The 26,308-nt window shown below is 40.7% G+C and carries 23 protein-coding genes and 4 pseudogenes; 10 read left to right on the forward strand and 17 right to left on the reverse strand.

Translation table 11 applies throughout. The features are described 5' to 3' along the window. The first annotated feature begins 142 nt into the window (after positions 1-142). A complete protein-coding gene (gene apcB / locus KA717_16600) occupies positions 143-652 on the forward strand; it encodes an allophycocyanin subunit beta (protein ID UXE64008.1) in 510 nt (169 codons plus the stop codon). Positions 653-800: 148 nt separating this feature from the next. Here the strand turns inward: apcB and KA717_16605 are convergent, their stop codons facing one another. After that, positions 801-1,277, reverse strand: a complete 477-nt coding sequence (locus KA717_16605; GenBank protein UXE64009.1) for an NAD(P)H-quinone oxidoreductase subunit N — start codon at positions 1,275-1,277, stop codon at positions 801-803. 92 nt (positions 1,278-1,369) lie between these two features. Here KA717_16605 and tmk point away from each other — a divergent pair, with 92 nt between their 5' ends. Then, positions 1,370-1,996 (forward strand): dTMP kinase, encoded by a 627-nt coding sequence (gene tmk / locus KA717_16610; GenBank protein UXE64010.1) that lies wholly within the window; start codon positions 1,370-1,372, stop codon positions 1,994-1,996. Between the two features lie 17 nt (positions 1,997-2,013). Here tmk and KA717_16615 read toward each other — a convergent pair whose 3' ends face one another. Next, on the reverse strand, positions 2,014-2,235 hold the full coding sequence (locus KA717_16615; GenBank protein ID UXE64011.1) for a hypothetical protein: 222 nt from the start codon (positions 2,233-2,235) through the stop codon (positions 2,014-2,016). A gap of 340 nt (positions 2,236-2,575) precedes the next feature. Between KA717_16615 and KA717_16620 the strand changes: the two genes are divergently transcribed. Beyond that, a complete protein-coding gene (locus tag KA717_16620; protein UXE64689.1) occupies positions 2,576-5,440 on the forward strand; it encodes a cation-translocating P-type ATPase in 2,865 nt (954 codons plus the stop codon). Here the strand turns inward: KA717_16620 and KA717_16625 are convergent. Continuing rightward, positions 5,391-5,918, reverse strand: a complete 528-nt coding sequence (locus KA717_16625) for a hydrogenase maturation protease (GenBank protein UXE64012.1) — start codon at positions 5,916-5,918, stop codon at positions 5,391-5,393. The two genes, KA717_16620 and KA717_16625, sit on opposite strands and share 50 nt — an antisense overlap. 143 nt (positions 5,919-6,061) lie before the next feature. On the opposite strand from KA717_16625, the pseudogene KA717_16630 reads away from it, so the two are divergent. Beyond that, a pseudogene (locus KA717_16630) lies at positions 6,062-6,920 on the forward strand (IS5 family transposase). 195 nt (positions 6,921-7,115) lie between these two features. Here the strand turns inward: KA717_16630 and KA717_16635 are convergent. The 4 genes from KA717_16635 to KA717_16650 all read right to left on the reverse strand — a co-directional run bounded on the left by KA717_16635 (position 7,116) and on the right by KA717_16650 (position 9,547). Then, on the reverse strand, positions 7,116-8,030 hold the full coding sequence (locus KA717_16635) for an ISKra4 family transposase (protein UXE64013.1): 915 nt from the start codon (positions 8,028-8,030) through the stop codon (positions 7,116-7,118). Continuing rightward, positions 7,996-8,142 carry a hypothetical protein gene (locus KA717_16640; protein ID UXE64014.1) on the reverse strand — a complete coding sequence of 49 codons (147 nt, stop codon included), beginning with the start codon at positions 8,140-8,142 and terminating at the stop codon, positions 7,996-7,998. The genes KA717_16635 and KA717_16640 overlap by 35 nt, the downstream gene beginning before the upstream one ends. After that, positions 8,139-9,182, reverse strand: a complete 1,044-nt coding sequence (locus KA717_16645) for an IS630 family transposase (GenBank protein ID UXE64015.1) — start codon at positions 9,180-9,182, stop codon at positions 8,139-8,141. The genes KA717_16640 and KA717_16645 overlap by 4 nt, the downstream gene beginning before the upstream one ends. A 77-nt stretch (positions 9,183-9,259) precedes the next feature. Continuing rightward, the gene (locus tag KA717_16650; GenBank protein ID UXE64016.1) at positions 9,260-9,547 is read right to left on the reverse strand and encodes a hypothetical protein; all 288 of its coding nucleotides are present in this window, start codon (positions 9,545-9,547) and stop codon (positions 9,260-9,262) included. Between the two features lie 168 nt (positions 9,548-9,715). Between KA717_16650 and KA717_16655 the strand changes: the two genes are divergently transcribed. Beyond that, a complete protein-coding gene (locus KA717_16655) occupies positions 9,716-9,910 on the forward strand; it encodes a transposase (GenBank protein UXE64017.1) in 195 nt (64 codons plus the stop codon). A gap of 17 nt (positions 9,911-9,927) precedes the next feature. Next, a complete protein-coding gene (locus tag KA717_16660; protein ID UXE64018.1) occupies positions 9,928-11,103 on the forward strand; it encodes an IS4 family transposase in 1,176 nt (391 codons plus the stop codon). A gap of 202 nt (positions 11,104-11,305) precedes the next feature. On the opposite strand, the pseudogene KA717_16665 reads toward KA717_16660, so the two are convergent. Beyond that, positions 11,306-12,417, reverse strand: a pseudogene (locus tag KA717_16665) (IS630 family transposase). A 460-nt stretch (positions 12,418-12,877) separates the two neighbouring features. Between KA717_16665 and KA717_16670 the strand changes: the two are divergent. Continuing rightward, the gene (locus KA717_16670) at positions 12,878-13,126 is read left to right on the forward strand and encodes a hypothetical protein (protein UXE64019.1); all 249 of its coding nucleotides are present in this window, start codon (positions 12,878-12,880) and stop codon (positions 13,124-13,126) included. Positions 13,127-13,441: 315 nt separating this feature from the next. Next, positions 13,442-14,125, forward strand: coding sequence for a hypothetical protein (locus KA717_16675; GenBank protein ID UXE64020.1), 684 nt, complete (start codon positions 13,442-13,444; stop codon positions 14,123-14,125). Here KA717_16675 and KA717_16680 read toward each other — a convergent pair. Next, positions 14,041-15,096, reverse strand: coding sequence for an ISAs1 family transposase (locus KA717_16680; protein ID UXE64021.1), 1,056 nt, complete (start codon positions 15,094-15,096; stop codon positions 14,041-14,043). The genes KA717_16675 and KA717_16680 overlap by 85 nt on opposite strands. 233 nt (positions 15,097-15,329) lie before the next feature. On the opposite strand from KA717_16680, the gene KA717_16685 reads away from it, so the two are divergent. After that, complete coding sequence (locus tag KA717_16685; GenBank protein ID UXE64022.1) at positions 15,330-15,482, forward strand: hypothetical protein; 153 nt, start codon at positions 15,330-15,332, stop codon at positions 15,480-15,482. Here the strand turns inward: KA717_16685 and KA717_16690 are convergent. Then, positions 15,459-15,710, reverse strand: a complete 252-nt coding sequence (locus KA717_16690) for a DUF4277 domain-containing protein (GenBank protein UXE64023.1) — start codon at positions 15,708-15,710, stop codon at positions 15,459-15,461. The genes KA717_16685 and KA717_16690 overlap by 24 nt on opposite strands. An 898-nt stretch (positions 15,711-16,608) precedes the next feature. Here KA717_16690 and KA717_16695 point away from each other — a divergent pair. Beyond that, positions 16,609-17,890, forward strand: a pseudogene (locus tag KA717_16695) (ISKra4 family transposase). Positions 17,891-17,909: 19 nt separating this feature from the next. Here the strand turns inward: KA717_16695 and KA717_16700 are convergent. From KA717_16700 to KA717_16730, 7 genes and pseudogenes are all read right to left on the reverse strand, one after another. Beyond that, positions 17,910-18,449 carry a hypothetical protein gene (locus KA717_16700; GenBank protein ID UXE64024.1) on the reverse strand — a complete coding sequence of 180 codons (540 nt, stop codon included), beginning with the start codon at positions 18,447-18,449 and terminating at the stop codon, positions 17,910-17,912. Positions 18,450-18,452: 3 nt separating this feature from the next. Further along, positions 18,453-19,805: an AAA family ATPase gene (locus tag KA717_16705; GenBank protein ID UXE64025.1), complete on the reverse strand. Its 1,353-nt coding sequence runs from the start codon at positions 19,803-19,805 to the stop codon at positions 18,453-18,455. A gap of 59 nt (positions 19,806-19,864) precedes the next feature. Continuing rightward, positions 19,865-20,179, reverse strand: a complete 315-nt coding sequence (locus KA717_16710; protein ID UXE64026.1) for a hypothetical protein — start codon at positions 20,177-20,179, stop codon at positions 19,865-19,867. Then, on the reverse strand, positions 20,151-20,495 hold the full coding sequence (locus KA717_16715) for a type II toxin-antitoxin system RelE/ParE family toxin (GenBank protein UXE64027.1): 345 nt from the start codon (positions 20,493-20,495) through the stop codon (positions 20,151-20,153). The genes KA717_16710 and KA717_16715 overlap by 29 nt, the downstream gene beginning before the upstream one ends. Before the next feature lie 84 nt (positions 20,496-20,579). Beyond that, entirely contained in the window at positions 20,580-23,246 is a 2,667-nt protein-coding gene (gene topA / locus KA717_16720) for a type I DNA topoisomerase (protein ID UXE64028.1), read from the reverse strand. Positions 23,247-23,426: 180 nt separating this feature from the next. Further along, positions 23,427-24,731, reverse strand: a complete 1,305-nt coding sequence (locus KA717_16725) for an ATP-binding protein (GenBank protein UXE64029.1) — start codon at positions 24,729-24,731, stop codon at positions 23,427-23,429. 259 nt (positions 24,732-24,990) lie between these two features. After that, a pseudogene (locus tag KA717_16730) lies at positions 24,991-26,272 on the reverse strand (ISKra4 family transposase). Positions 26,273-26,308 lie beyond the last annotated feature (36 nt).

Genomic DNA, 26,308 nt, shown 5'->3' on the forward strand with positions numbered 1-26,308 from the left:
AACAATGATGATAGTGAAAGAGTATCGATTTGTATCTTCTCAGCAAGATAACTTGACTTGCGTTCACTCGGAAATGATCATTAATAAATAACCTAAAAAATTACGGCTTCCTGTAAGCCAAAACCATTGGGAGAAAAATTTAATGCGAGACGCGGTTACTACCCTTATTAGAAACTACGATGTCACGGGTCGTTATCTAGACCGTAATGCCATCGATCAACTTAAAGCCTACTTTGAGTCTGGTGCTACCCGTATTGCGGCGGCAAATCTGATCAACAGCAATTCTCCGACCCTGGTTAAAAAAGCAGCGGCCCAACTCTTTGAAGAAGTACCGGAACTGATTCGTCCAAGTGGTAACGCCTATACAACTCGTCGTTTCTCTGCTTGTTTACGAGATATGGACTACTACCTACGCTATGCCAGTTATGCTCTTGTGGCGGGTGATAACCAGGTCTTAGACGAGCGGGTATTGCAGGGATTACGGGAAACCTATAATTCTTTAGGCGTTCCCATTGGCCCCACGGTGCGTGGTATTCAAATCATGAAAGAAATGCTCAAAGATATGGCCATCGAAGCGGGTCTAGCCAATATAGATCTCATTGATGCTCCCTTTGATCACCTGGCTCAGGAATTTAGTGACGTATCGGTCTAGACTAACGTTCAACTATCTTAAGAAAACGGTTGTGTGAGTAAGGAGTTAGGCCTTTGGGTTTAACTTCTTTTATTTTTTCCCTAATTGATAACGCCAGGGTCTAGGTCTCCAGGCTGCCCCAAACCCCAAAGCAAGTAGGTTTCATTGCCTAAGCAGCTTGTAGTAATTCCGTTAAGGCTTGCCAGCGAAAAACGCGATCGCCGCCCATCTCTAGGACAATTTTTAAGCGGGGTTCCTGCTGAGTTAAACCGATCAAATACTGTAACTCGGCTTGGGAAAGCACAAAACCTTCTAAGATCCAAAGCACTAATCCTTTAGATTGAGGCGAAAGATTTTCTAACTGGTAAGTGGCGATCGGGGGAATGAAATAAACCTGACCAACGGCTCCCTCTTGACCAATATTTTTTTTACCTAAATGGGCAGGACGTACCCCATGAATGCCGGTCAAATAAGCCCCTAAATCTCCCAGTCCTCGCGCAGTCAGAGAAAGACTCGTGTAACCGGTTGCCCGCAGACGACGTTGATAGCGGCCCTCATAACCACCCTCCAGGGGAGCATAGACACCTAAAGCCCCTGACTGCTCCAATGCTCGAATAAAACCTTTCCCAGTCGTAAGCAGTGACATAACCATTGCAATTATTGAAGTGAGAGTACGAAATTAACCTGTCCTTGATTATAGGGTAAACTCAAAACACATTAAACCTCATCTCCAGTCTAATGCGACCTTTATTTATTGTGTTTGAAGGTATTGATGGGTCTGGTAAAACGACCCAGGCTGAAGCGTTAAAAGCCTATTTTATTCGTCAGGGTGAACCGGCAATCCTCAGTCCCGAACCCTCCGATGGGCTGATTGGCCAATTGATTCGTCAATCTTTACAGCAAGAAATCATTCCCATAGAAAACCAAAAGCGGCGTGAAGAACAGATGGCTTATCTCTTTGCGGCCGATCGCCATTATCACCTTTATAACGACTTAGACGGTATTTTAAAACTCATTGAAAAAGATCATTGTCATGTCATTACCCCCCGTTATTATTTTTCATCTCTCGCCTACAATTGCCATACGCCGGAAGAATACATCTTTGTTAGTCGTCTTAATCAAGCTTTTCCGAATCCCGACCTCGTTATCTACCTAGATCTGCCCGTCGATATTGCCCTAGCCCGCATCAGCGATCGCCAACAAAAAGAATGCTACGAAAAAGCCGATAAATTGACAGAAGTTAGCCAAAATTATCAACGTATTTTTCAAGATTATTCAGGGCGACTCCTTTCTATTAATGGGCAAAAGTCTCCCGAAAAAATCCAGACAGAAATTATTAATTTTATTACCCACTCTTTAGCCTAGACTTTTGCAGTTTTTGCTTATAGCCCTAACCGTTCTTTATTTTTAGCCCTAAAGGAAGAAAATAACCAAATAGAGCCAGAAACCAGCGAAGGGGCCAGAACAAATACCGTGGCCGTAATAATTGGATGCTGCCGAGCATCAGCAAAAGCAAACATCACACCTAACATCAAGGCACAATAGGCTGCTCCCAGCAAGGGAACACCAACTACTAATAGGGCAAATTTCGTATCTTTATCCATGATGACGCTCCTGTCTGCATTGCTTAACGTGAGAATAGGAAGCTTTACGCTAATTATACCTTGGCAGACTCCAAAACCTAGCAAAAAATCAACCCTCAATTATCATCAATATTTTAACCAATCCGGCTTGAACTGAACTATTTTCTTCTCTTTTTTTCTGACAGAAAGAGGCTAAGACTTAGGCTATCCTCTTCGAGGAAAGTCGGGGTGTTCTTCTAACTAATTAGGAATAATCCTCAATTAGCATAAATAATTGCTACAAATCGTTACAGTTCTCTCATTGTTCCTTAGACTAGATCTATGAGGCTTTTGCAACTTTTTCTTGTCTAGGACTACCATGATGTCTGCGATCGACCATTCTCCGTTTCCGACTCTTGATCAGCCCTGGCATACTTACCCAGTGGAAAAAACTCTGAGGATACTGGAAACCAGTGCAGATAATGGTCTAACCTCAACGTCCCTGACATTACGTCAAGATCACTACGGCATTAATGAACTTCAGGAAGGCTCAAAACGGAGTCATTGGCGCATATTACTGGATCAATTTAATAACGTGATGCTGCTGATGTTGATTGGAGTCGCGGTGGTTGCGGGTCTCTTTGAACTGGTGCAACTTCATAGTGGCAATGCAGCAAAATCAGGAGTCCCTTTCAAGGATACGATCGCCATTTTGGCCATTGTTGTATTAAACGGACTGTTAGGTTATTTCCAGGAAAGTCGTGCCGAAAAAGCCCTAGCTGCTCTGAAACGATTAGCGGCTCCTCAAGTCCAGGTAATCCGCGATCGCACTCGTCTGCTGGTTGAGTCCAGTAGTTTAGTGCCAGGAGATATTTTTCTCTTAGAAGCCGGAACCCAACTCTGTGCCGATGGCCAATTAATCGAAGCCCATAATCTCCAGATTCGAGAAGCGGCCTTAACCGGCGAGGCCCATGCCGTGATGAAAGAAAGCCATCTAGCCGGTGTTCCCCAGGCAACCGCCCTCGGCGATCGCCCTAATATGATCTTTGCTGGGACAGAGGTGGTACAGGGTAGAGGGAAGGCTGTGGTGACGGGAACGGGCATGGCCACGGAATTGGGGAAAATCGCCCAAATGCTTCAGGATGTGACCAATGAAGCCACTCCCCTACAACGACGGATGAGTGATCTAGGGAATGTATTAGTTAGTTCTTCCCTAACGATGGTGGCCCTCGTCATTGCGATCGGGGTAATACAGAGGGGATGGAAAATTTTACCCCAACTGGTTGAAGTCTCTCTCAGCATGGCCGTGGCGGTGGTTCCTGAAGGCTTACCTGCTGTGATTACCGTCACTCTGGCCTTAGGCACTCAACGCATGATTAAACGCAACGCCCTGATCCGCAAACTGCCCGCCGTAGAAACCCTGGGTTCGGTAAATGTCATTTGTTCCGATAAAACGGGAACCCTCACCCAAAATAAAATGGTCGTCAAAGAAGTACAAACTGCTAGAGAACAGTTTACGGTTACGGGAGAAGGCTATGCCCCCCTGGGTCATTTTTATGATCGTCAGGGAGAACGTCTGGCGGTGGAAACTCATCTCGATCTACGTTTTCTCTTACTGAGTGCCCTTCTCTGCAATGATGCCCATCTTTATCAAGCGGCAGAGGATTGGACAATTATCGGCGATCCCACCGAAGGGGCTTTATTAGCTCTGGCTGGCAAAGGAGGATTAACCTCCACCGCCCTAGGGCAAATCTTTGTTCGTCAAGGAGAAATTCCCTTTTCTTCAGAACGAAAACAAATGAGTGTCATGATTTCCTACCAGCCCAGTACCCCGATCTCTATCTGGGCAGAATTACTGGCAGAGTCTCCCTATTTTCTGTTAACTAAAGGATCGCCCGAAACCCTCCTACCAAGATGCTCATCCGGTTTGATTAATGGCAAAATTCAGCCCCTAGACCCCACAGGCCAAGAGAAAATTTTGTCTGAAAATAATCATTTAGCCGGACGAGGATTGAGAGTATTAGGTTTTGCCTATAAACCCCTGGAGCAAATTCTGAATGTGGGAGGGGAACTCATCCAAAAATACTCTTCCTCCGATTTTGTGTGGCTCGGTTTTGTGGGAATGCTAGATGCACCGCGACCAGAGGTAAAAGCAGCTGTGGCCAAGTGTCAGGGAGCCGGAATTCGGACAATTATGATTACGGGGGATCATCCCTTAACGGCAGCAGTGATTGCCCAACAGTTGGGGATTAGTACTCAAAATGAAGCGGTGATGACAGGTCAACAATTAGATCAACTTTCTCAATCTCAATTGGAAGCAGAGGTAGAACGGATCGGCGTTTTTGCGAGGGTATCTCCTGAACATAAATTGCGGATTGTCCAAGCTTTGCAAAAATGCCAGAAATTTGTGGCCATGACGGGAGATGGTGTGAATGATGCACCGGCTTTAAAACAGGCAGATATTGGGATTGCGATGGGCATCACCGGCACTGATGTGAGTAAAGAGGCCAGTGATATGGTCTTATTAGATGATAATTTTGCTACCATTGTTGCCGCAACGGAAGAAGGGCGAGTCGTTTATAGTAATATTCGTCATTTTATTAAATATATTCTAGGCAGTAATATTGGTGAAGTGATTACGATCGCCGCTTCACCGTTATTAGGATTATCGGGTGTTCCTCTGACACCATTACAAATTTTGTGGATGAATTTAGTTACCGATGGTTTACCGGCTTTAGCTCTAGCGGTAGAGCCAGGGGATCCTCACATTATGCGTCGTCAACCCTATAAACTCAAGGAAAGTATTTTTGCTAGGGGGTTAGGATTTTATATTATTCGTATTGGCTTAGTTTTTTCAATAATTACTATTACCTTAATGCTTTGGGCTTATCATGATGCGGCCCAGTCCGATTATCCTGATAGTTGGAAAACGATGGTTTTTACCACCCTCTGTATCGCCCAGATGGGCCACGCGATCGCCGTTAGATCCAATACGCGACTCACCATTGAAATGAATCCCCTAACCAATCTCTATCTTTGGGGGGCTGTAATTATTACTATTATTCTGCAACTGATGTTGATCTATGTAGAACCTCTACGACAATTTTTTAATACTGATTGGTTAAGCCCTCGACAACTGCTCATCTGTTTAGGCTTTAGTAGTTTAATGTTTCTTTGGGTAGAAATGGAAAAAATTGTTAGCCGTCTGTATTTATATTTTCTTCATCGCAGAAACCGTCATCCCTAATGGATCCCAGAGAAATTGTCTCATGAGGTAAATCCGCTTCAAAAATCAAGGTAAAAATTTTTGCTAGGGCCTCGGTCATTGCCTGGGTTGTGATCACGGAAAAATATTCCCCAAATTCAAAATTCTGGGCGGGAACCATCACCCAAAAACTGGGGGGACAATAACCGTAGAGATGTTTCGCTAGAGCTAATAAATAACTGGGATTGCCACTATGATCTAAGCCAGAATAATTGTCTTTTGGTTCTAGAACTTCCATGATCACTTCCGAGCTTTGCCGATTGGCGATCGCATCAATAAAAATTACCTTCGTTGCTTGAGCAATCTGAGGCGCGAGTTCGGGAGTGAGTTGATGAACGGATAAAGTTTGTACTCCTGGCCAAGCTTTTTGAGCAATGGTCTCAGCCAGATAAGGCCCCACGCCATCATCACAGCGCAGACTATTACCGTAACCAATCACCAAAATGGGAGAATCAACCATAGACCTCTTGCATAAATACTATATGTTATAATAAAGGGTTAACTAAAATACGTTTTATACAAACAGTGGCATAAATTTACCGTATAAAAACAGAAAATGCTATCGTGAAAGTGGAAACTAAAATCACTCATCGTAATTTAATTATGGAATATAGCAAGGCAAGAAAACTATCAGCAAATCGATTCAAGAGACTGACAGGGGTTCAAAAACCGACATTTAAGCGAATGGTAGAGTTGGTCAAAAATGAGGAGAAAAAAAAAGAAGGTTGGTTGTCCGTGTAAATTGAGAATAGAAGATCAAGTTTTAATGGCCCTTCAATATTTAAGAGAATATAGAACACAGTACCATATTAAAACAGACTGGGGAGTATCAGAATCAACGGTGTGTCGTACAACTCAGAAAATCGAAAATAGCTTAATTCGCTCAGGAGTATTCAGTCTACCTGGAAAGAAAGAGTTACGTCAAAAAGGGACAGAAGAAAAAGTAGTGGCAATGGATGTAACAGAGAGTCCGATAGAAAAACCAAAAGAAAATCAGAAAAATTATTATAGTGGGAAGCAAAAAGAACATACATTAAAGACGCAAATAATTGTTGACCTAAAAAGCCAGAAAATCATCTGTCTAGCGAGTGGTAAAGGGAGAGTGCATGACTTCAAGCTATTCCAAAATAGTGGAGTAAGAGTAGGAGATTTGATAAAAATGATAGCGGACAAGGGATATCAAGGAATTGCCAAAATTCATAAATGAAGTGAAACACCGATTAAGAGAAAAAAGGGTAAAAAATTAAGTAAAGAGGAAAAGCAATATAATCGGTTGTTAAACCGTCTTCGAGTAGTAGTAGAACACGTTAATCGACGATTAAAAATTTTCAGAATATTATCTTCAACCTATAGAAATAGACATCGTAGGTTCGGTTTAAGAGCAAATTTAATAGCAGGTATTTATAACTACGAATTAGAAACAAAAGAGTTAAAAACTAAGGTGGAGATGAAAACAGAATAATTTATTCTTTAAGTTCAGCTTTTGGAGACAAGCTGAGCGGATTGAGTGTGCCAATTTTTTGTTCTTCTACTTTAAGAGATTATTTTGGCTTGATTTTCGATGAGTTGTTCACCGTTTTTGACAGTCGAGGCGAATTTTCTAGATTAAATGTATTTTTCATCGGGTGTGACCTTTAGTTGATAAAAGCTGTTGTAATCAGGGTTCTACAGGGAACCCATATTGATCAAGTTTTGCCCAAAATTGACTCCATCGTTCCTTCGTCAATACCAAAGCTCGTAGGCTCAAAATAATTCCTGCTCCTTTTTCCTTCCATCGCATCCCTGAACAACATAATCGTTGTTTGACCAACGTCTTACAAGCTGCTTCCGTAACACCTGAACCAATCGGATACTTTTTCTCTATGTATTCAGCATAATCCATTTGATGCTGATGATTCTCGTAATAAGTAATCGCTGCTTGTAGTTTCTCGGTAAGATTCTTAGAATGACTTTTTTCTTCTTTGACTTCTTTCATCAGATTTAGCAGTTCTCCTGCTTTTCCTTTTTCATGCTTGAGTTCTCGACAATTTTCAGTCAACCATTCTTTTTGTTTTGACACGGTATTCGGATGCAACGCTTCTGCCAAGGCACCTAAGTAACCAGAGGCATGATAGAAATCTAATATCTGTTCTTCCGTTTGCTTTTCTAAAAACTTCCAATTTGATTCTGCCCCGTCTGCTATCCCGACCAATGTTGCCTCTGGATAACGGTTTTTCGCTCGCTCAATTTCTCTTTCTAATCTTTCTAGAAAACTCTTTTTTCCATACTCTGGTGCCGCACCTAGATAGATTGTATGTTGACGTTCGCCTTCACTATCGTATAGGGAAACGGTTCCCACCATTGCTTCACGGTAGCCATCCTCACACATCAGCATACAGGTTCCATCTAATCCTATTCCCACTGTTGCAATTTGGCTATCCTCCTTGGGCGGGGCATAACTCCACGCTTCTTCTTTTGCCTGTACCACACTTCCTACTGCTTCACTCAATCTTTGGATATAGGATAGCGCTACTTTTCTACCATGATTTTCTAATAAATCATTTTTCACCTCTTTGCCTGCCATCCCTGACATTTTTGAGGATACCTGTTTTGCCAATAATGGCGTTGATGTTATGATTATCCTTGCTTCTCTTTCTAAGGGGCAATACGTTTTTCCTCCTACTGAACGCTGATATATACTTCAAACGTTCATAATCTGAGATTTATCAAAGCGTTGAAATCGTAAGGTGAGCAAAGAATCAAGCTCCTCCTTATATTTTACGTTAGCATCTTCAAGACATCCTGAAATTGCTGCAGAAAACTGCGTAAAATCTTCATAATATTTTGCGTATAAACACTTCTTTTTCACAAACTTCCACAGTCTTTCAATTAAATTCAAGTTAGGAGAATAAGGAGGTAAGTACAGTAACTCTATTCCTAATGATTCTGCCAACTCCTGCACAATTCGGCATTTTTGATAACGAGCATTGTCTAATACCAACGTAATCGGTATTAATAGTCCTAATTCTGCTATCTTTTCTAGGAGTTCACAAACCTGAGTTCCCGTAATATAAGAACTGTTCGTTACCATAATTACTTCATGGGTAATTGCATTTAATGCTCCTAACACATTAAAACGTTTTCTCCCTGATGGTAACTTAATAAAAATCCTTTTGAAGCACCATATAAAATTTACAAATGCTCCCATTACAAAATGAGAGGCATCTACAAAGAAAACTGCCCTTTTTCCTGCTTTTGCCTCTTCTAGCCTTGGTTCTAGCTCTTTTTCTCTATAGCTATCCTGAGCTTCTGCATCTGCTTTTGATGCAATTGTTCCCACCTTTAGACACCTCATTCCTATTGACTTTAAAAATTTTCTGACTTGCGTTGGACTTCTTTTTATTCCCGTTAATTCTTCTATTCTTTTTACTGCTTCATTTATTTTTGCTGGTGGATTTAACTCAAAATATGCCTCAATTTTCCCTTGATGCTCTGTTAACTCGCTTTTCGGGCGATTAAATTTTATTTCTTTTAGTTTTTCTATCCCGCCCTCTTGATAATCACGGATATAGCTTGTCACCGTATTTACTGAAACTCCTGCGAATTGAGCAATTTTTTGATGAGATAATCCTTGACTTTTTAACCATAAAACTTCCATCTTTAGCTGTACTCTAGGATGCGGGTGATTAAACCGACCGTAAGACAACAGTCTTTTGTCTTCTTCCGTAAATTCTAACTTAATCATTTCTCAGCCTCTTGACTACTTTTTCTATTTTTACTATATTATCTCTTATTTTTAAAATTCGCAACTTGTGACCGTGTTCAGTATACATGACGATTCACTATAACCTCACCATAAGGTGTTTGATATTCTTTCGGTTGCTCTCCCTTACTCTTCCAGATTTCTTCACCGATTTTTAAGGGTGAACCATCTGTATCTAAATATTTCAAGGCTTCTTTGCTGGCGATGCAACCTACTTCGTTTAAGCCTTTTTGAATATTTATTTCTGTATCCAACATTGAACGACTTAGTTCTAATGTTAGTTCTATTTTTATCTTTGAACCCTCTACATTAATCTGACTTTTCCCGTTAAGTCCAAAATCCAGCAATGCAAACTTCTAGAGGCTTTATCTGGCAAGGGTTTGAGTAATGATTCTCTTGACAGGAAAAAAATATTCTGAAGCCATCATCCCGCTTATCGTTCAAATTTCAAAAACAAAGGATGAAGGGAGTATGAGACTGTAAAATGGAGAAAATCTTAAAGGGCAGGTCAAAAAATGTTGGAATGGTGGACAAAAAACTTTGCCAGTTGTGAATTGGGAGACGAGAGGCTAAACAATCGTGCCTTCTCGATTGGGAAAAAGTTAAGTGAGGGGTTTGGAAAAGCCTTATCAGAAGTGTTTAAGGGAGGAAACGAGTTAAAGAGGGCCTATGAATTTTTGGGAATCCGAAAACAGACTTTGTCAAGATAATAGAGCCGCACTGTGAAATGACAACTGCCGCCGTAGAAGAATATAAGATAATGCTATCAGTCGGAGATACGACCTTCTTAGATTATCGCAATATCAAGGAAAAAAGGGAAGGGTATGGGCCGACTGGAAAAGGAGGGAATGGATTAATACTGCATAGTGCTTTAGCAATTGAGCCAGAAAAAGGACAAGTATTAGGTTTATTATGGCAAAAACTGTGGAATAGGGAGGTAAAAGAAAAGCCCCCAACAGATGAAACGGCGAAGCAGAAAAAAGAAAGACAGAAAGAACAAAGAAAAGCAGCTCGTCAAAGACCATTTGAGGAAAAAGAATCCTACAAATGGGTAGAGGCTCTAAACACCTGTGAGAAACAGGTAGAAAGTTCAACGAGGGTAATTCATGTATTTGACAGAGAAGGAGATGTTTCAGAAGTCTTTGACTCAGTGCGTCAACTCAAGCATACAGGAGTGCTGGTCAGAGCGTCTCATAATCGTAGTTTAGACAAAAATAGTGAACGACTTTGGCAACATTTGGAATCAGAACCGATTCGTTTTCATCAAGAAATCGAGATTCCGAGTACAGGAAAAAGAAAAGCACGGAAGGTTAAGCTTGCCGTCCGATTTTGCTCAGTTAATCTACGAACTCCCTATCGTTTTGATAATCGTGACCCGTTGAATGTCTATGCTGTTTATGCGACAGAAATCGATTGTCCCGAAGGCGAAACTCCTTTATCTTGGATGCTTCTGACTACAGAAGTTGTTGAGACTATTGAGATGGCTGTCACTATTCTTCGTTGGTACACCTACCGATGGCGGGTTGAAGAATTTCATAAAGTCCTTAAGTCTGGTTGTCAGAGTGAGCGTTATCGACTTGCCTCTGATGGAATGAAAACTCTTTTGGGTTTTTTAAGTGTCATTGCTGTTGAACTTTTACACGTTACTTATCTTCATCGTACCCAGCCCGATGCTCTCGCGATTGAAATTCTTAATCCTCTTCAACTTCAGGTGTTAAAAGCAGCCGCCTCTCAAAAACTTCCCCCTATTTTGACTGTTGCTTGGGCTGTCGAGTCTGTTGCTTTTCTTGGTGGTTATCTTGAACATCGTCGTAAAACTCCTCTCGGTATCCAAGTCCTTTGGCGCGGTTGGTTGAAGTTGCATGACCTTTGCCAAGGCTGGCAGCTTGCAATCCGCACTTAACGGGAAAAGTCAGCTACATTAATTAGTTTTGCTGTCATCATTGTTTCCTCTTTGTCACTTTTCATTTCATGTTAACACTTTTCTTTTCCTTCATCAACTAAAGGTCGCACCCCTCTATACTTGCTGCCAAGTACGCTATCAGACCAGTCATACTGATTATTCCTTGCATCTTTTCTTCCTCTCTGGCTAAGCTGTCATCAGTTTAACTTGCAATAATACTTGAGCCCTTGTTTTTGATTTTACGTCCCCAACATATTGTCAATCCACCTTCATTAAGAAGTTTATGGATGAGAGATTCTAATTCTTCAATTGATTTGAATAATTTATTTGCAATATATTCTTTTGCTGAATGCCATACCAATTCCATTAAATTATAATCGGGACTATAGGGGGGTAAAACTCCAAAATAATGTTTGGCATTTCTTCCGTGCTCTCGTCTAGAATTTCTTGCTTTTTGTGGAAGCTCGCATTATCTAAAATAATCACAATCTTCGGACCATTCTTTTCAAAGTCTTCTTTTTTATTTCCTTGTTCTATCCATTCTCTTTGTATGTCTTTGTAAAATTTTAATAATACACTCTTGAAGTTCTGAGAGTTACCAGTGGGAATCAAATCAACCCACCGTTTTTTGTCAGTATATCTAATACCACCCATTACATTGACTCTTCCTTTTCTTCTATCTCCCCTCACTTTTTTACGCTTTCCTTTTTTTGTCCAATGTTTTCTCCGTATTACTCTTAAGCTGAAGCCACTTTCATCCCAAAACCATATCTGGATCGATTCTGGCTTTTCTTTCAAAAGCTTCTTGTACTCTTCAACTTTCTTTCTAAATTCCTCTCTTTTTTGCTCATCTTTTTTATCTTCTAGACTATATTTTGCCCAGATATAGACAAATCGCTTTTTTTTAAGCATATTTCTAAGTTGTGTATTTCCTAACAATATACCCGTTTCTTTTTCCATATGAGTTGATAGTCTTGCTACTGTCCAACGTCCAAATTCATATCCAAACTCTTCAGGCTCTTTGATTATTATCTCCGTCAATTTCTCTATGTATTCTTCTGTTACTTTCCTGTGATTTCCTTTTTTTCTTTTGTCTCTTAAGCTTTCTATCTCTTTCGGATTTCCATTATTGCACCAGTACCACACTTGTCGTTTGCAACATCCTAATAATCCTGATATTTCATCATACGTTTTTCCTTCATTTCTCAGTAACATAATCAATATTCTCTCTCTTGTAACTGCGTGCTCTTCCGTTTTAAGGGCTTTTTGTAGCTCTTTCTTGGTCTTTTGGTCTAAGAAGTTTAACGTCAGCATAGTCATACAAAAAAGTAAGTCTATATATTCTACCTTATATCCACTTAGAGTGATGACAGCTTACCTTGTTGTCCTTTCCCATTATCCTTTTTTTCTACAACCCTTACCTCGCCTTAAATTTAGAATTGCTGCTCTGTTGTATGACGATTTATCAGTTTTTCTAGATGTTCTCGTTCTTTTGCTTCCAACTTTAACTCTTTGGGGGCTAATCGGGGCATGACTTTTTCTCCTATATACCTATATTTATCTTTTTATCGGTTGCCTAATAATAGTATCTTAACTTGCGCCTCAGACTACTAGTGGCACGTCAACTTTATTTTGATGGGTTGCTAGATTCTCAAAGCCTTGCCAAAATAGACTTACGGGTTCTTGTAGCCCCTCATTTCAAGATTGACAGACCACTAGTGACAATCAAATTCGCAATATTCTAGACAAAATCAAAGCCAATTCGTTATTTGGGGTGTTTAGTGACATTTACCAACTCCTGAAGACCAGAGGAATATTGACTCAGTATGAGGTGTTAGACAAGCAATTACTAATTCCGCTTGATGGCACAGAGTATTTCTCCTCTCAAAATATTCACTGTGAGCAATGTTCCCATCGAACCCATAAAAACGGGACAGTGACTTACTTTCATTCGGCAATCTTACCCGTAATTGTCTCACCTCAGCAAAAAGCGGTAATTAGTCTCAGCAATTCTCAGTTTTAGACACAGCAAGCCTTTTAGGGATTTAAAGAACATTTCAAAGGGGGTTTTTGGGGCAATCCTGTATGTACTATTGCGCCTAAAAGCCTGAAGACTCGTAAAATGAACTTGTTAATCCCGTTGAATTTTACCCCGTATTACGCGAACTAAAACCTGAAACTCTTGCTACAGCGCAAATTTAGAATTGCTGAATTAGTCTTGACCCTGAATTTATTACCCCTCAAGATGGTCACGAGAAACAAGACTGTGAGGTAGCAGCGGCAAAACGTTGGCTCCACAGACATCGAGAATTTTTTGACCCGTTCAGCGTTACTATGATTGGGGGATGACCTCTATAGTCGTCAACCGATGTGCGAAGAGGCTCTTCAAAACCACTTTCACTATCTCTTTGTCTGTTTGCCTGAATCTCACCCCACTCTTTATGAGTTTTTGGACTATGCCGAGAAGATTGGAGAGGTTTACTCTTTCCATGAGCGTCGTCGTCATGGTCGCGATTGGCATGATTATCATTATCGTTGGACTTATCACTTGCCCCTAAGAGATGGTTCCGCCGCCCTCAATACTCATTGGTTCGAGGTTACCGTTACTCGCCGTTCTGATGGTCAGGTTCTCTTTCACAACGATTGGATTACCGACCTTTTTCCCCAAGCCGATAACATTGTTGAGTTAGTCAGTGTCGCTCGCTCTCGTTGGAAAACCGAAAATGAGAACCATAATACTCTTAAGACTCAGGGCTACCATCTAGAACACAATTTTGGACATGGTGACCACCATCTTGCTACCTTTTTGCTCACCTTAAATTTACTGGCTTTCTTGTTTCACACCGTTTTACAGCTTTTAGATGAGTCCTACCAACGTATCCGACTACTTTTAGGGACTCGAAGATGCTTTTTTTCCCATTTACGTACTCTTACTACCTATTTTGTCTTTGATAGCTGGCAACACCTTCTTGATTTTATGCTTGAGCCATTTGACTCTCTGCCCGCCACTAATTCCTCCTGATTTTTCAAATTTAGAATTGCTGCATGGCTATGACGTTCGGCATCCGTAGGAAGACTGCTAATATAATAGCGAAACGTCTCTGTTGTTTTATGACCGAATTGAGTTTTACTTTTAACCATCACAACAGTTGCTAAACCGACCCACTGATTTTGGCGATGCAATGCGGAAAGCTGATTGATTGACACTGTCCAGACTTGACGAGTTTCTAAACGGTAATGTCCTTTTTCTGTCTTCTCATGATAACTGTATTCAATTCCTTGCCAGTTCTGAGCGACCGCTTGTTTAAACCAATCCCTAACTTGTTTATTAAGTTTGCCCTGATTTCCTTTGAGAGCCAATACATAGTCACCTTCACCTTGCTTTATTTGTTTTGCGATTTCTGTCTGCGTTCCCATTGCATCTAGGGTTACTACTGCCCCCTTGATGTTAAGTAACTTCAGTAACAAGGGGACTGCTTTTATTTCATTAGATTTACTATCTACTTTCTTTTGCGCTAACATCAGTCCCCGCTCACTACTCCACGCACTTATGCTGTGTAACGCATTTAGTCCTTTTTCCCTATCATAAGAACCTCTTTTCGTTTTTCCATCTATCTGTATCAGCTCTATGTCCATTTTCTCCGTTAGACTGCTTATCCAGCTCAGAAAACTTTTTTCTAGTTCTTCTGTTTCCAACATTCCAAATACTCTTCCAAAGGTATCGTGAGAGGGAATTCCCTTTGGTAACTCTAGAAACATTTCTAGCCATTCTCGTTTGGCTTTGCCATAGGCTTCAATTGCTACGAAGCCATCTGCCCCTGACAATACTGCCAATATTCCTATGGTGACAATTGCTGTTAAGTTATGGTCTTGCCTTCTCCCTGTTCTCGGTTCTTTTAGGCACTGAAAATGTTTCAGTATGCTTCTTTTGATAATTTTGACTTCTTTTTCTTGTTGTGGGGTTAGAACTCTTGCGCCGAAGCCTTTTGCCATCTTTGACCTCACTCACTTACTTTTTTTAAATAATAGCCTTTTCTTCTCTTAGATGACTGCTTCTTTTTTACACTATATTTCTCTCTTTTTGTCTGTATTTTTTGTAACAAATAAGATGCGATTACCCTGCCCCCGACCCTGAGTTTGATGAGAAAGTTAGTGACATTTGTCAGACCTACCTGAGTGCAATGGAGTGAGCAGAACAGGGAGAACAGACAATTTCCATTGATGAGATGACCGGCATTCAAGCCTTGGAACGAAAGGCTCCTGCCCAACCAATGCGACCTGGCAAACCAGAAAGGCGAGAATTTGAGTATATTCGTCACGGCACCCAGACGTTAATTGCCAGTTTTAATGTGGTTTCAGGTCAGATTGCCTTTGCCTAAGAGATGTTCTAGGGGTTTATCTTTAAAAAACTGACTGAACAGATATAAGGGAGAGTTGATAAATCCTAAGCCATTGAGAATCATTGCCTTAACGACTAGACCTGCACTTATTTTAGTGGTGTCTTTTTCTCCAAGTTGTTGATTAATATAGTCCACAATGCCTAGCTCATCAACGATAGCGGCGATGATGCCTAAATGGTCGAGATTTTTAACGGTTAGTTGAGTCATTGTAAGGTGAGTGACTGGTTGATTTGATTGTAGCTATTCCGTCGCTATTTCTGAGTTTATTTTTTACCTCCTCTTAACCAGTACGGAATATGGGTTTTAAAAATTGCATTTTTAGAGATTAATACCGTAAATCAGCAACGCCGAGAAAAGTGCCTGCTGTTGCTCTTGGTATTCTCCAAAAAGGTCTAACTTGGGAAGAACTACTTCAACTTCGTATTCTCTGCTAATCCCTTGTCCTGCAAGAGTTTTAGCCCAACAATTACACGGAACCAGTGCCAAATTGGCGATCGCCCTCTGGATTAGTGGGGTAAATTCCTTGTAAACGACGATTATAGTCTTAAAAATCTAAAGTGGTGTGGTATGTACTTTATTTTTAAATTGCCGTTCTTTTGTTAATCATATTAAAATTATAACCAAAATTGGCGATCGCCCTCTGGATTAGTGGGGTAAATTCCTTGTAAACGACGATTATAGTCTTAAAAATCTAAAGTGGTGTGGTATGTACTTTATTTTTAAATTGCCGTTCTTTTGTTAATCATATTAAAATTATAACCAAAATTGGCGATCGCCCTCTCGATTAGTGGGGTAAATTCCTTGTAAACGACGATAAGCGATCGCACCTCTAAATAATAAAACTGTTTACGAAAGTTTTGAAAGTTTCTTTTGTAGAAAATAGATGACATATTGGCAGTAAGGAGCATACTTCCCATCTTTATTAACTTGTGAATAAGTTGCGATCTCTTTTTCGAGACTTCTTTTAGAGCATGGCTTGTTGGGATATTTTTTTGCTATTTTCTTAAGAACGGTATTATATGCTTCGTATCGGGTGTGACCTTTAGTTGATGAAGGAAAAGAAAAGTGTTAACATGGGATGAAAAGTGACAAAGAGGAAACAATGATGACAGCAAAACTAATTAATGTAGAGGGTTCAAAGATAAAAATAGAACTAACATTAGAACTCAGTCGTTCAATGTTGGATACAGAAATAAATATTCAAAAAGGCTTAAACGAAGTAGGTTGCATCGCCAGCAAAGAAGCCTTGAAATATTTAGATACAGATGGTTCACCCTTAAAAATCGGTGAAGAAATCTGGAAGAGTAAGGGAGAGCAACCGAAAGAATATCAAACACCTTATGGTGAGGTTATAGTGAATCGTCATGTATATCAGCGTTCACCTTTGAGGAAAAACGTATTGCCCCTTAGAAAGAGAAGCAAGGATAATCATAACATCAACGCCATTATTGGCAAAACAGGTATCCTCAAAAATGTCAGGGATGGCAGGCAAAGAGGTGAAAAATGATTTATTAGAAAATCATGGTAGAAAAGTAGCGCTATCCTATATCCAAAGATTGAGTGAAGCAGTAGGAAGTGTGGTACAGGCAAAAGAAGAAGCGTGGAGTTATGCCCCGCCCAAGGAGGATAGCCAAATTGCAACAGTGGGAATAGGATTAGATGGAACCTGTATGCTGATGTGTGAGGATGGCTACCGTGAAGCAATGGTGGGAACCGTTTCCCTATACGATAGTGAAGGCGAACGTCAACCTACAATCTATCTAGGTGCGGCACCAGAGTATGGAAAAAAGAGTTTTCTAGAAAGATTAGAAAGAGAAATTGAGCGAGCGAAAAACCGTTATCCAGAGGCAACATTGGTCGGGATAGCAGACGGGGCAGAATCAAATTGGAAGTTTTTAGAAAAGCAAACGGAAGAACAGATATTAGATTTCTATCATGCCTCTGGTTACTTAGGTGCCTTGGCAGAAGCGTTGCATCCGAATACCGTGTCAAAACAAAAAGAATGGTTGACTGAAAATTGTCGAGAACTCAAGCATGAAAAAGGAAAAGCAGGAGAACTGCTAAATCTGATGAAAGAAGTCAAAGAAGAAAAAAGTCATTCTAAGAATCTTACCGAGAAACTACAAGCGGCGATTACTTATTACGAGAATCATCAGCATCAAATGGATTATGCTGAATACTTAGAGAAAAAGTATCCGATTGGTTCAGGTGTTACGGAAGCAGCTTGTAAGACGTTGGTCAAACAACGATTATGTTGTTCAGGGATGCGATGGAAGGAAAAAGGAGCAGGAATTATTTTGAGCCTACGAGCTTTGGTATTGACCAAGGAACGATGGAGTCAATTTTGGGCAAAACTTGATCAATATGGGTTCCCTGTAGAACCCTGATTACAACAGCTTTTATCAACTAAAGGTCGCACCCTTCGTATCTGGCTTTTTTAATGGTCTCTAAATTCAAATTTAAAATTTCTTGAAGGTCGTGGTTAATATCAGAATCGTTCGAGTAAATTTCACCACTAGACCTGTAGGCGATTAAATTCTCACAATTCTTAGTCGGATCGGCGGGATTAATTTTTAAAATCGCGTTTCCTTGTTTGGTATCACAATGCTGCAAATGAGATGGTTGACCTTTACCTCCATCGCAAGCAGCAAGCATATTAGCGTAACGTAAATCTCGATTTTCCTTTTCTACCTTTTGTTTATCTTCATCTGAAACTGGGTTTTGAGGAAAGATATGAGCAATTTTTGTGGTCTCATTACTGTTCTCTATTCTTTCCATGCAAAAGCAGCAAATATAGCCCTGCTCTTTTAACAAGGATTGTCGAAGTTTCTCCTTTTCACGAAAGTTTGTATAGTTGGGAATAATATCTGCTTTTTTCTCAGATTGAATAAAATTAAGAAGTTCCTGCATCACTAAAGGATCAGGATTTTTAGTGATTTTTTTCATTTATTAATCCTCCATAAAATGAAATATAGTTTGTGCTTGAACAACAGCAGTATCATTGTTTCCAAACAAATTTGATAGCTCTTCTAGAGCTTCTCTGGCTTCATTCCAATTTTCATCATCTATTAATCTTAAACAATCGTCAATTTTTTGTTGAGACCATTCTGGTCTTTCTTTAACACCAAAAATTTCATACAAAATTGAATTACTATCGCGGCCAATAGTATGGGGAGAATACTCTATTAATTTTCCATCTTCTAAAATAAAAACACTTTCTTTAGGGACTTCACTTAATACCTGGGGAGAGTGAGTCGTAACAATAAATTGACAGTTAGGAAACGTTTTTGTCAGGGCAGGTAATACTCGTCGTTGCCACTGGGGATGAAGATGTAAATCAATTTCATCAATTAAGACAATTCCTTCCCCTTGCCAGGCATTTTCTCCTAGTCCTGGGTTGGCGATCGCCAAGCGTCGAGCAAGATCAGTCGCTAACATTAATAACCTTTTTTCCCCACTTGATAATTGATCAAGTTTAAAATCTTGGTTATCTTTGCTAATTACTAGAGTTGGATTAGGAATCCTCCGTCTAAATGGGAAAACTCGATCCCTAGAATTGCTAACAATACGTAAATCAGAAAAAGGAATACTTGTTAGATTACTGAGCAATTTTTCAAATGTTTTGCGAACAGCTTCTAAGCTAGAAATTCTGTAATTAGGATTTTCACTTATTCGTCTTTCCTTTTCAAAATTTTCTTTTCTTTCAAACCATTGAGTAAATTCATAAAAATCATCCAGATCGGCTTGCATACAGCCCCGATAAATATTTAACTGCTGTTTGTCAAAATATATTTTTAAAGGTTTTGTATATTGTTTTATTTGTTTTCTATGTTTGTTATGGTAATAGTCTATAGGTCTGTCATGGTAATAGACAAAGAGAGGAAAATTTTGATAAGAATCTTGAGAGTATTGTTCAATATAATTAACTCCTGTAATGTTTGAAGTGGTCGATTCAGAATTATCTTCTTCTAAAATTTTTGCTGTACATAAAACTGTAATTGTATGTTCATCATTCTCTTTAATAACAGCATCTAACTGCGAAGATTCTGCTGTGTAATGAATTTCATCTTGTTCAATGATTGTTAAACTCCCAATAATATCTTGCAAAACAAAATCTTTTTTTATTTCCAGTTGAATTAATTGATTAATGATCGAGCTTAAGACTATTTTTAGACAATCTAAAATAGTGGTTTTTCCTGCTCCATTAATACCAACAATTACTGCGATGTTATTATCAGGAAAATTTATCGAAATATCCTCTAAGCAGCGAAAATTTTTAACCTCTAATTGTTCAATACGCACGGTAATTTCCTCAGATTAATAAATGTTAAATATCTAAAAATAAAGCGATTCATCAACAATTAAATGCTGGGCATAATATTTATCTGTAATCCAAACTCTTCTAATAAATCAACAAAACTATAAATTTCTTGACCATCAGTTTGAGCTAAAATTGCCGCTAGTTTTTCATAGGCTAGTTGAGCAGACTCACTAAGATTATTAGCTTTTTTACGAGCATTAACAATATCTTCCAACGTTAATTGAAGCATTCCCGATAATCGCTCTTTTTCTTGTAAAGCCATTTCAATGTTACCTGCTGCTCTTTGCGGATCATTAAGCGAGATCGCCAAATAATCTTGATAATCTTTAGTTGGGGCTGTTTTGACGGTTTGCATAATCTTTCCAATAGAGTTTTGCTAGATTAATATCTTTTTGTTGGGTACTTTTATCACCACCACAAAGCAACAAAATAAGTCTTGTTCCTCTTTGACCAAAATAGATGCGATAGCCAGAACCATAATCAATCCTGAACTCAAAAATGCCATCTCCGACAGACTTGTAGTCGCCTAAATTACCTAAGCGAACTCGCCTCAGACGATGATCAATTTTTAAAACGGCTTTTTGATCTTTTAAAGTATTTAACCATTCTTCAAAAGGACAATTCCCTTTGGTGGTAACGTAGATTTGAATTTCTTTAGGTTGAGCCTCCATTGATCATTTTAGAAATTGACTTTTGTTAATAATAGGTTTGAGGATACGAACAAAAGAAAATCAGTTTGTACGCATCCCCCAATCCTAAGACGTTTTTGTTTTTGTAGAACGCTTAGTCGTCGTTGTCTTCTTAGCCGTAGCAGCCTTAGTTGTCGTCGTTGTCTTAGCAGTAGTCGAACTCGCTTTTTTAGCCGTTTTTTTCGTACCCTCCTTAGCCGCTAAAGCAGGTAAAGCCTTTTCTAATGTCATTGTTTCCAACGTCTCACCCTCCGGCAAACTGGCATTCACCTTGCCATGCTTCACATACTGACCGTAGGGGCCATCATAAATATTGACCGGTTCGTTGTCCTGGGGATGCACTCCCAACTCTTTTAACGGAGCCTTGGTGCTGCCCTTGCTACCGCCGCGCCCCTTTTTCGGTTCCGCCAATAATTCTAAGGCTCGCTCTAGATTGATCGTCAATACATCATCGCCAGCCTTGAGCGAACGATACTCCTTGCTTTCTTTGCCCTGATCATGGACAACGTAGGGGCCAAAACGCCCTAAACTAGCCTGAATTTTCGCACCTGTTTCGGGATGCTGTCCCAATGTACGCGGTAAGGCCAATAAACCTACAGCCATTTCGAGGGTGACATCTTCAGGTTTAACACCTTTGGGTAAAGAAGCCCGTTTCGGTTTTTTATTGGTTTCACTAACATCTCCTAACTGCACATAGGGGCCATAGGTTCCCAAAAGAAGATAGATCGGTTCATTGCTATCTGGATGTGTACCAATCTGATCAGGGCCTTCCAATTTTTGCTTGAGTAGAATCTCAACCTGTTCGGGACTTAGATCGGCGGGGGTTAAATCGGCGGGAATGGAAGCGGTGACAATTTCTTCGCCCTGGGGAATTTCAATATAGGGGCCAAACTTACCAATTTTAACCTTGGCCGCCAGATTTTCCAAAATCACTGCCTTGGCGGAACTAGGATCAATCTGACTTTCGCGCACTTTAACCTGATTTTCCAGACCTTCATCTCCCAGGAAAAAACCCTGCAAATAAGGCAACCATTTGGTTTCCCCTGTGGCAATTTCATCCAGGGTCTGTTCCATGCGCGAGGTAAAACCCGTATCCACAAGATCGGGAAAGTGTGCCTCTAATAAACTGACCACTGCAAAGGCTGTAAAGGTAGGAACCAAGGCTTTACCCCGCATCTGGGCATAGCCGCGATCCATAATTGTCCCAATAATACTGGCATAGGTACTGGGACGACCAACTCCTTCACTTTCCAAGGTTTTTACCAAAGAGGCTTCGGTATAACGGGCCGGGGGTTGGGTTTCGTGACCGACTTCTTCAATATTTTTACAATCAGGGCGATCGCCTTTTTTCAACGCAGGCAAGATCACCTCTTGACTATCGAGAGCCGCATCAGGATCATCGGAACCTTCCACATAGGCCCGGAAAAAACCAGGAAAATCAATGCGTTTTCCCGATGAACGAAATTCTGTATCTTCAACTTTGAGGGTGACACTGATTTGAGTAACTCGTGCTTCGGCCATTTGACAAGCCACTGTCCGTTTCCAGATCAGATCGTAGAGAGCTAATTCCTGACCATTTAACCCTGTTCGGTTGGGAATCCGAAACTCTGTTCCAGCCGGACGAATGGCCTCGTGGGCTTCCTGCGCTCCCTTGCTTTTGGTTGTAAATTGGCGAGGCTGAGGACTTAAATACTCTCTGCCATACATCTGCTCCACACAACTACGAGAAGCAGCGATCGCCTGGTCAGAGAGATGCACCGAATCCGTCCGCATATAGGTAATAAAACCCTCTTCATAGAGCTTTTGGGCCACGCGCATAGTGTCCCGTGCCGAAATTCCCAGTTTACGGTTGGATTCCTGTTGCAGGGTGGAAGTGGTAAAGGGAGGTGAAGGCTTGCGATTGGTAGGTCGTTCCTCTGTATTGGTTACTTGCCAGGGTTTATCGGTTAATCGTTCTTTAAGGGCGATCGCCTCGGCCTCATTGAGCAAAACCACATCCCGACCTGGAATTAACTGCCCCGTATTGTCATCAAAATCGCTACCAGTGGCGACTCGTTTACCGGCAATGGTGATTAATTTACTTTCAAAGGGACTTTTTGCCTGCTCTAGCAAAGCTTTTAAATCCCAATAACCGGCTTCCTTAAAGGCTCGTCTTAACCGTTCCCGTTGCACCAGCAGTCGTACCGCCACCGACTGTACCCGACCCGCCGATAATCCCCAGGCAATCTTTTTCCAAAGCAAGGGAGACAGGGTATAACCCACCAAACGATCTAAGATACGACGGGTTTCCTGAGCGTGAACTAAATTTTCATTAATATTGCGACAGTTTCGTAACGCCTGTTGAATGGCTTCCTGGGTAATCTCATGGAAAACCATCCGTTTAATCGGGACTTTGGGTTTGAGCAATTGGGCTAAGTGCCAGCTAATGCTTTCTCCTTCACGGTCTTCATCCGTCGCCAGGATAATTTCATCGGCCTGCTTGAGAGCCGCCTGCAATTCCTTAACAATTTTTTTCTTACTCTTCGGAATCACATAGAGGGGTTCAAAGTCACTTTCCACATCTACCCCTAAATTAGCCCAAGGTTTTTCCTTAAACTCTGCGGGAATTTCCTCCGCCGATGCGGGTAAGTCTCTCACATGGCCCATTGACGCTTCTACCCGATAGTCCTGGGGCAGATAGTTGCGAATGGTACGCGCTTTAGTAGGAGATTCAACGATAACGAGTTTAGACATAGGGCGGGGAAATAAGGCAATGCAGAGAGTCTATACAGAAAACATCCTAAACAACGATGGCTGATGAACGGGAGGCGGATCAACCTTGCGCCATAAAGGGAACGAATGAATTTATTCTATTTATCAAAATAGCATGAGCAGCTAAAAGCCAACGTCTTACTTAATCTTTTCTAACTATAGTCAAAGATTAGGATGTCTGAGAGCAAGTTCCCCCTGAAGGTAGTCGATAAATTGACGGGCTGTTCTGCCGGAGCGTCCATTGTGACGGGTTGCCCATTGTTTTGCCCGAAAATCTAAGTCTTCTTTTTCTAGGGTAATGCCAATTTGTTGGGCTAGATGATGAACTATGGCTAAATAGGTGTCTTGATTGGCTGGTTCAAAGGTGAGGGTCAGTCCAAAGCGATCGCCGAAGGAGAGTTTTTCTTGTACGGTATCCCAAGCCTGGACTTCATCACTATCCAAGGGACGGGGGCGATCGCTAAAAAATTCCCGCACCAGATGACGACGGTTGGAAGTCGCATAGACCACAACATTAGGAGCTTTAGCCGTAATACTGCCTTCTAGGATCACTTTTAAGGACTTAAAGGTATCATCATCCTCTTCAAAGGACAGATCATCCACAAAGAGGATAAATTTCTGGGGAACAGGCCGTAACAGTTCAAGGATTTGGGGCAGATTGTGTAATTCTGATTTGCTGACCTCAATTAAGCGCAGACCGCGATCGCCGTATTCTGTCAATAGAGCCTTGACTAAAGAAGATTTGCCACTCCCTCGGCTACCGTAGAGCAACACATTGAGGGCCGAATAACCCTGCAAAAGACATTCCGTATTCTGAATTAATTTAGCCTTGGGTTCTTCGTAGCCTACTAAGGTAGAGAGGGTAAGGCGATCGGGATTATTTACACCCTGTAATTGACCCTGTTGCCAGATAAAGGCTTGATAGGAACCAAATAAACCAATGCCATGATGCTGATAGTAATTGACTAAATCGTCTAAATGATTTGTCCAATCGGAGGAAGCTGCTAGAAAATTATCACCCTGATTAGGAATCTCCCAGGCAACAACATTCGCTAAAGTTTGAGAGGCGATTTCTACCCATTGAATAATTTGGGTCAGACTACAATCATAAATATTTTGTAAAATCATGAGATCATGCTTAACCGCTTGAATTAATGACGGTGGCAGATCTTGTACCGACCGATATTGAGCCTGTTTGCTAAAGGGATTTTCACTATTAAGAATTTGTTGAATTAGGAAATCTTGCCAACTTTGCTGACTATTCGCTAACAACTGGAAAAATTCACCATAGGCCTGTAAGCAGGCCGTCGAATTATAGGATTGTTCGTTATCTTTGTGATGAAGTGTATTGAGGAGATGGGTAAAACTTTTGCCGATCGCATTGTCAAAAACAGATTGATAAAGTAGAAGGGCAGAAACTCGATGATAGAGTGTACGGCTCGATGTAATAGCAAACAAATTCTCCATTGTAGTCCTCTATAGTCCTCAATTTTCTTTCAGTTTACGTTACTAGTGATCCAGCATTACCAGGAGGTAGCTCAGTTACCTGACAAGTACAAATACTTAGGAGCTGAGCCTTTCTTTGACAAAAATCTGACCAGTAGATTTATCGGGGGAATCATTATAATTAGGATTTACTCAATCAAGGTATAAGGTATGCCAGATAGTGTTCCATTTTGGCTTGGTTTAGATGGGTGCGACCTTTAGTTGATAAAAGCTGTTGTAATCAGGGTTCTACAGGGAACCCATATTGATCAAGTTTTGCCCAAAATTGACTCCATCGTTCCTTGGTCAATACCAAAGCTCGTAGGCTCAAAATAATTCCTGCTCCTTTTTCCTTCCATCGCATCCCTGAACAACATAATCGTTGTTTGACCAACGTCTTACAAGCTGCTTCCGTAACACCTGAACCAATCGGATACTTTTTCTCTAAGTATTCAGCATAATCCATTTGATGCTGATGATTCTCGTAATAAGTAATCGCCGCTTGTAGTTTCTCGGTAAGATTCTTAGAATGACTTTTTTCTTCTTTGACTTCTTTCATCAGATTTAGCAGTTCTCCTGCTTTTCCTTTTTCATGCTTGAGTTCTCGACAATTTTCAGTCAACCATTCTTTTTGTTTTGACACGGTATTCGGATGCAACGCTTCTGCCAAGGCACCTAAGTAACCAGAGGCATGATAGAAATCTAATATCTGTTCTTCCGTTTGCTTTTCTAAAAACTTCCAATTTGATTCTGCCCCGTCTGCTATCCCGACCAATGTTGCCTCTGGATAACGGTTTTTCGCTCGCTCAATTTCTCTTTCTAATCTTTCTAGAAAACTCTTTTTTCCATACTCTGGTGCCGCACCTAGATAGATTGTAGGTTGACGTTCGCCTTCACTATCGTATAGGGAAACGGTTCCCACCATTGCTTCACGGTAGCCATCCTCACACATCAGCATACAGGTTCCATCTAATCCTATTCCCACTGTTGCAATTTGGCTATCCTCCTTGGGCGGGGCATAACTCCACGCTTCTTCTTTTGCCTGTACCACACTTCCTGCTGCTTCACTCAATCTTTGGATATAGGATAGCGCTACTTTTCTACCATGATTTTCTAATAAATCATTTTTCACCTCTTTGCCTGCCATCCCTGACATTTTTGAGGATACCTGTTTTGCCAATAATGGCGTTGATGTTATGATTATCCTTGCTTCTCTTTCTAAGGGGCAATACGTTTTTCCTCAAAGGTGAACGCTGATATACATGACGATTCACTATAACCTCACCATAAGGTGTTTGATATTCTTTCGGTTGCTCTCCCTTACTCTTCCAGATTTCTTCACCGATTTTTAAGGGTGAACCATCTGTATCTAAATATTTCAAGGCTTCTTTGCTGGCGATGCAACCTACTTCGTTTAAGCCTTTTTGAATATTTATTTCTGTATCCAACATTGAACGACTGAGTTCTAATGTTAGTTCTATTTTTATCTTTGAACCCTCTACATTAATTAGTTTTGCTGTCATCATTGTTTCCTCTTTGTCACTTTTCATCTCATGTTA

Origin of the sequence: Woronichinia naegeliana WA131 (genome assembly GCA_025370055.1) — a bacterium.
Classification (GTDB): domain Bacteria; phylum Cyanobacteriota; class Cyanobacteriia; order Cyanobacteriales; family Microcystaceae; genus Woronichinia; species Woronichinia naegeliana.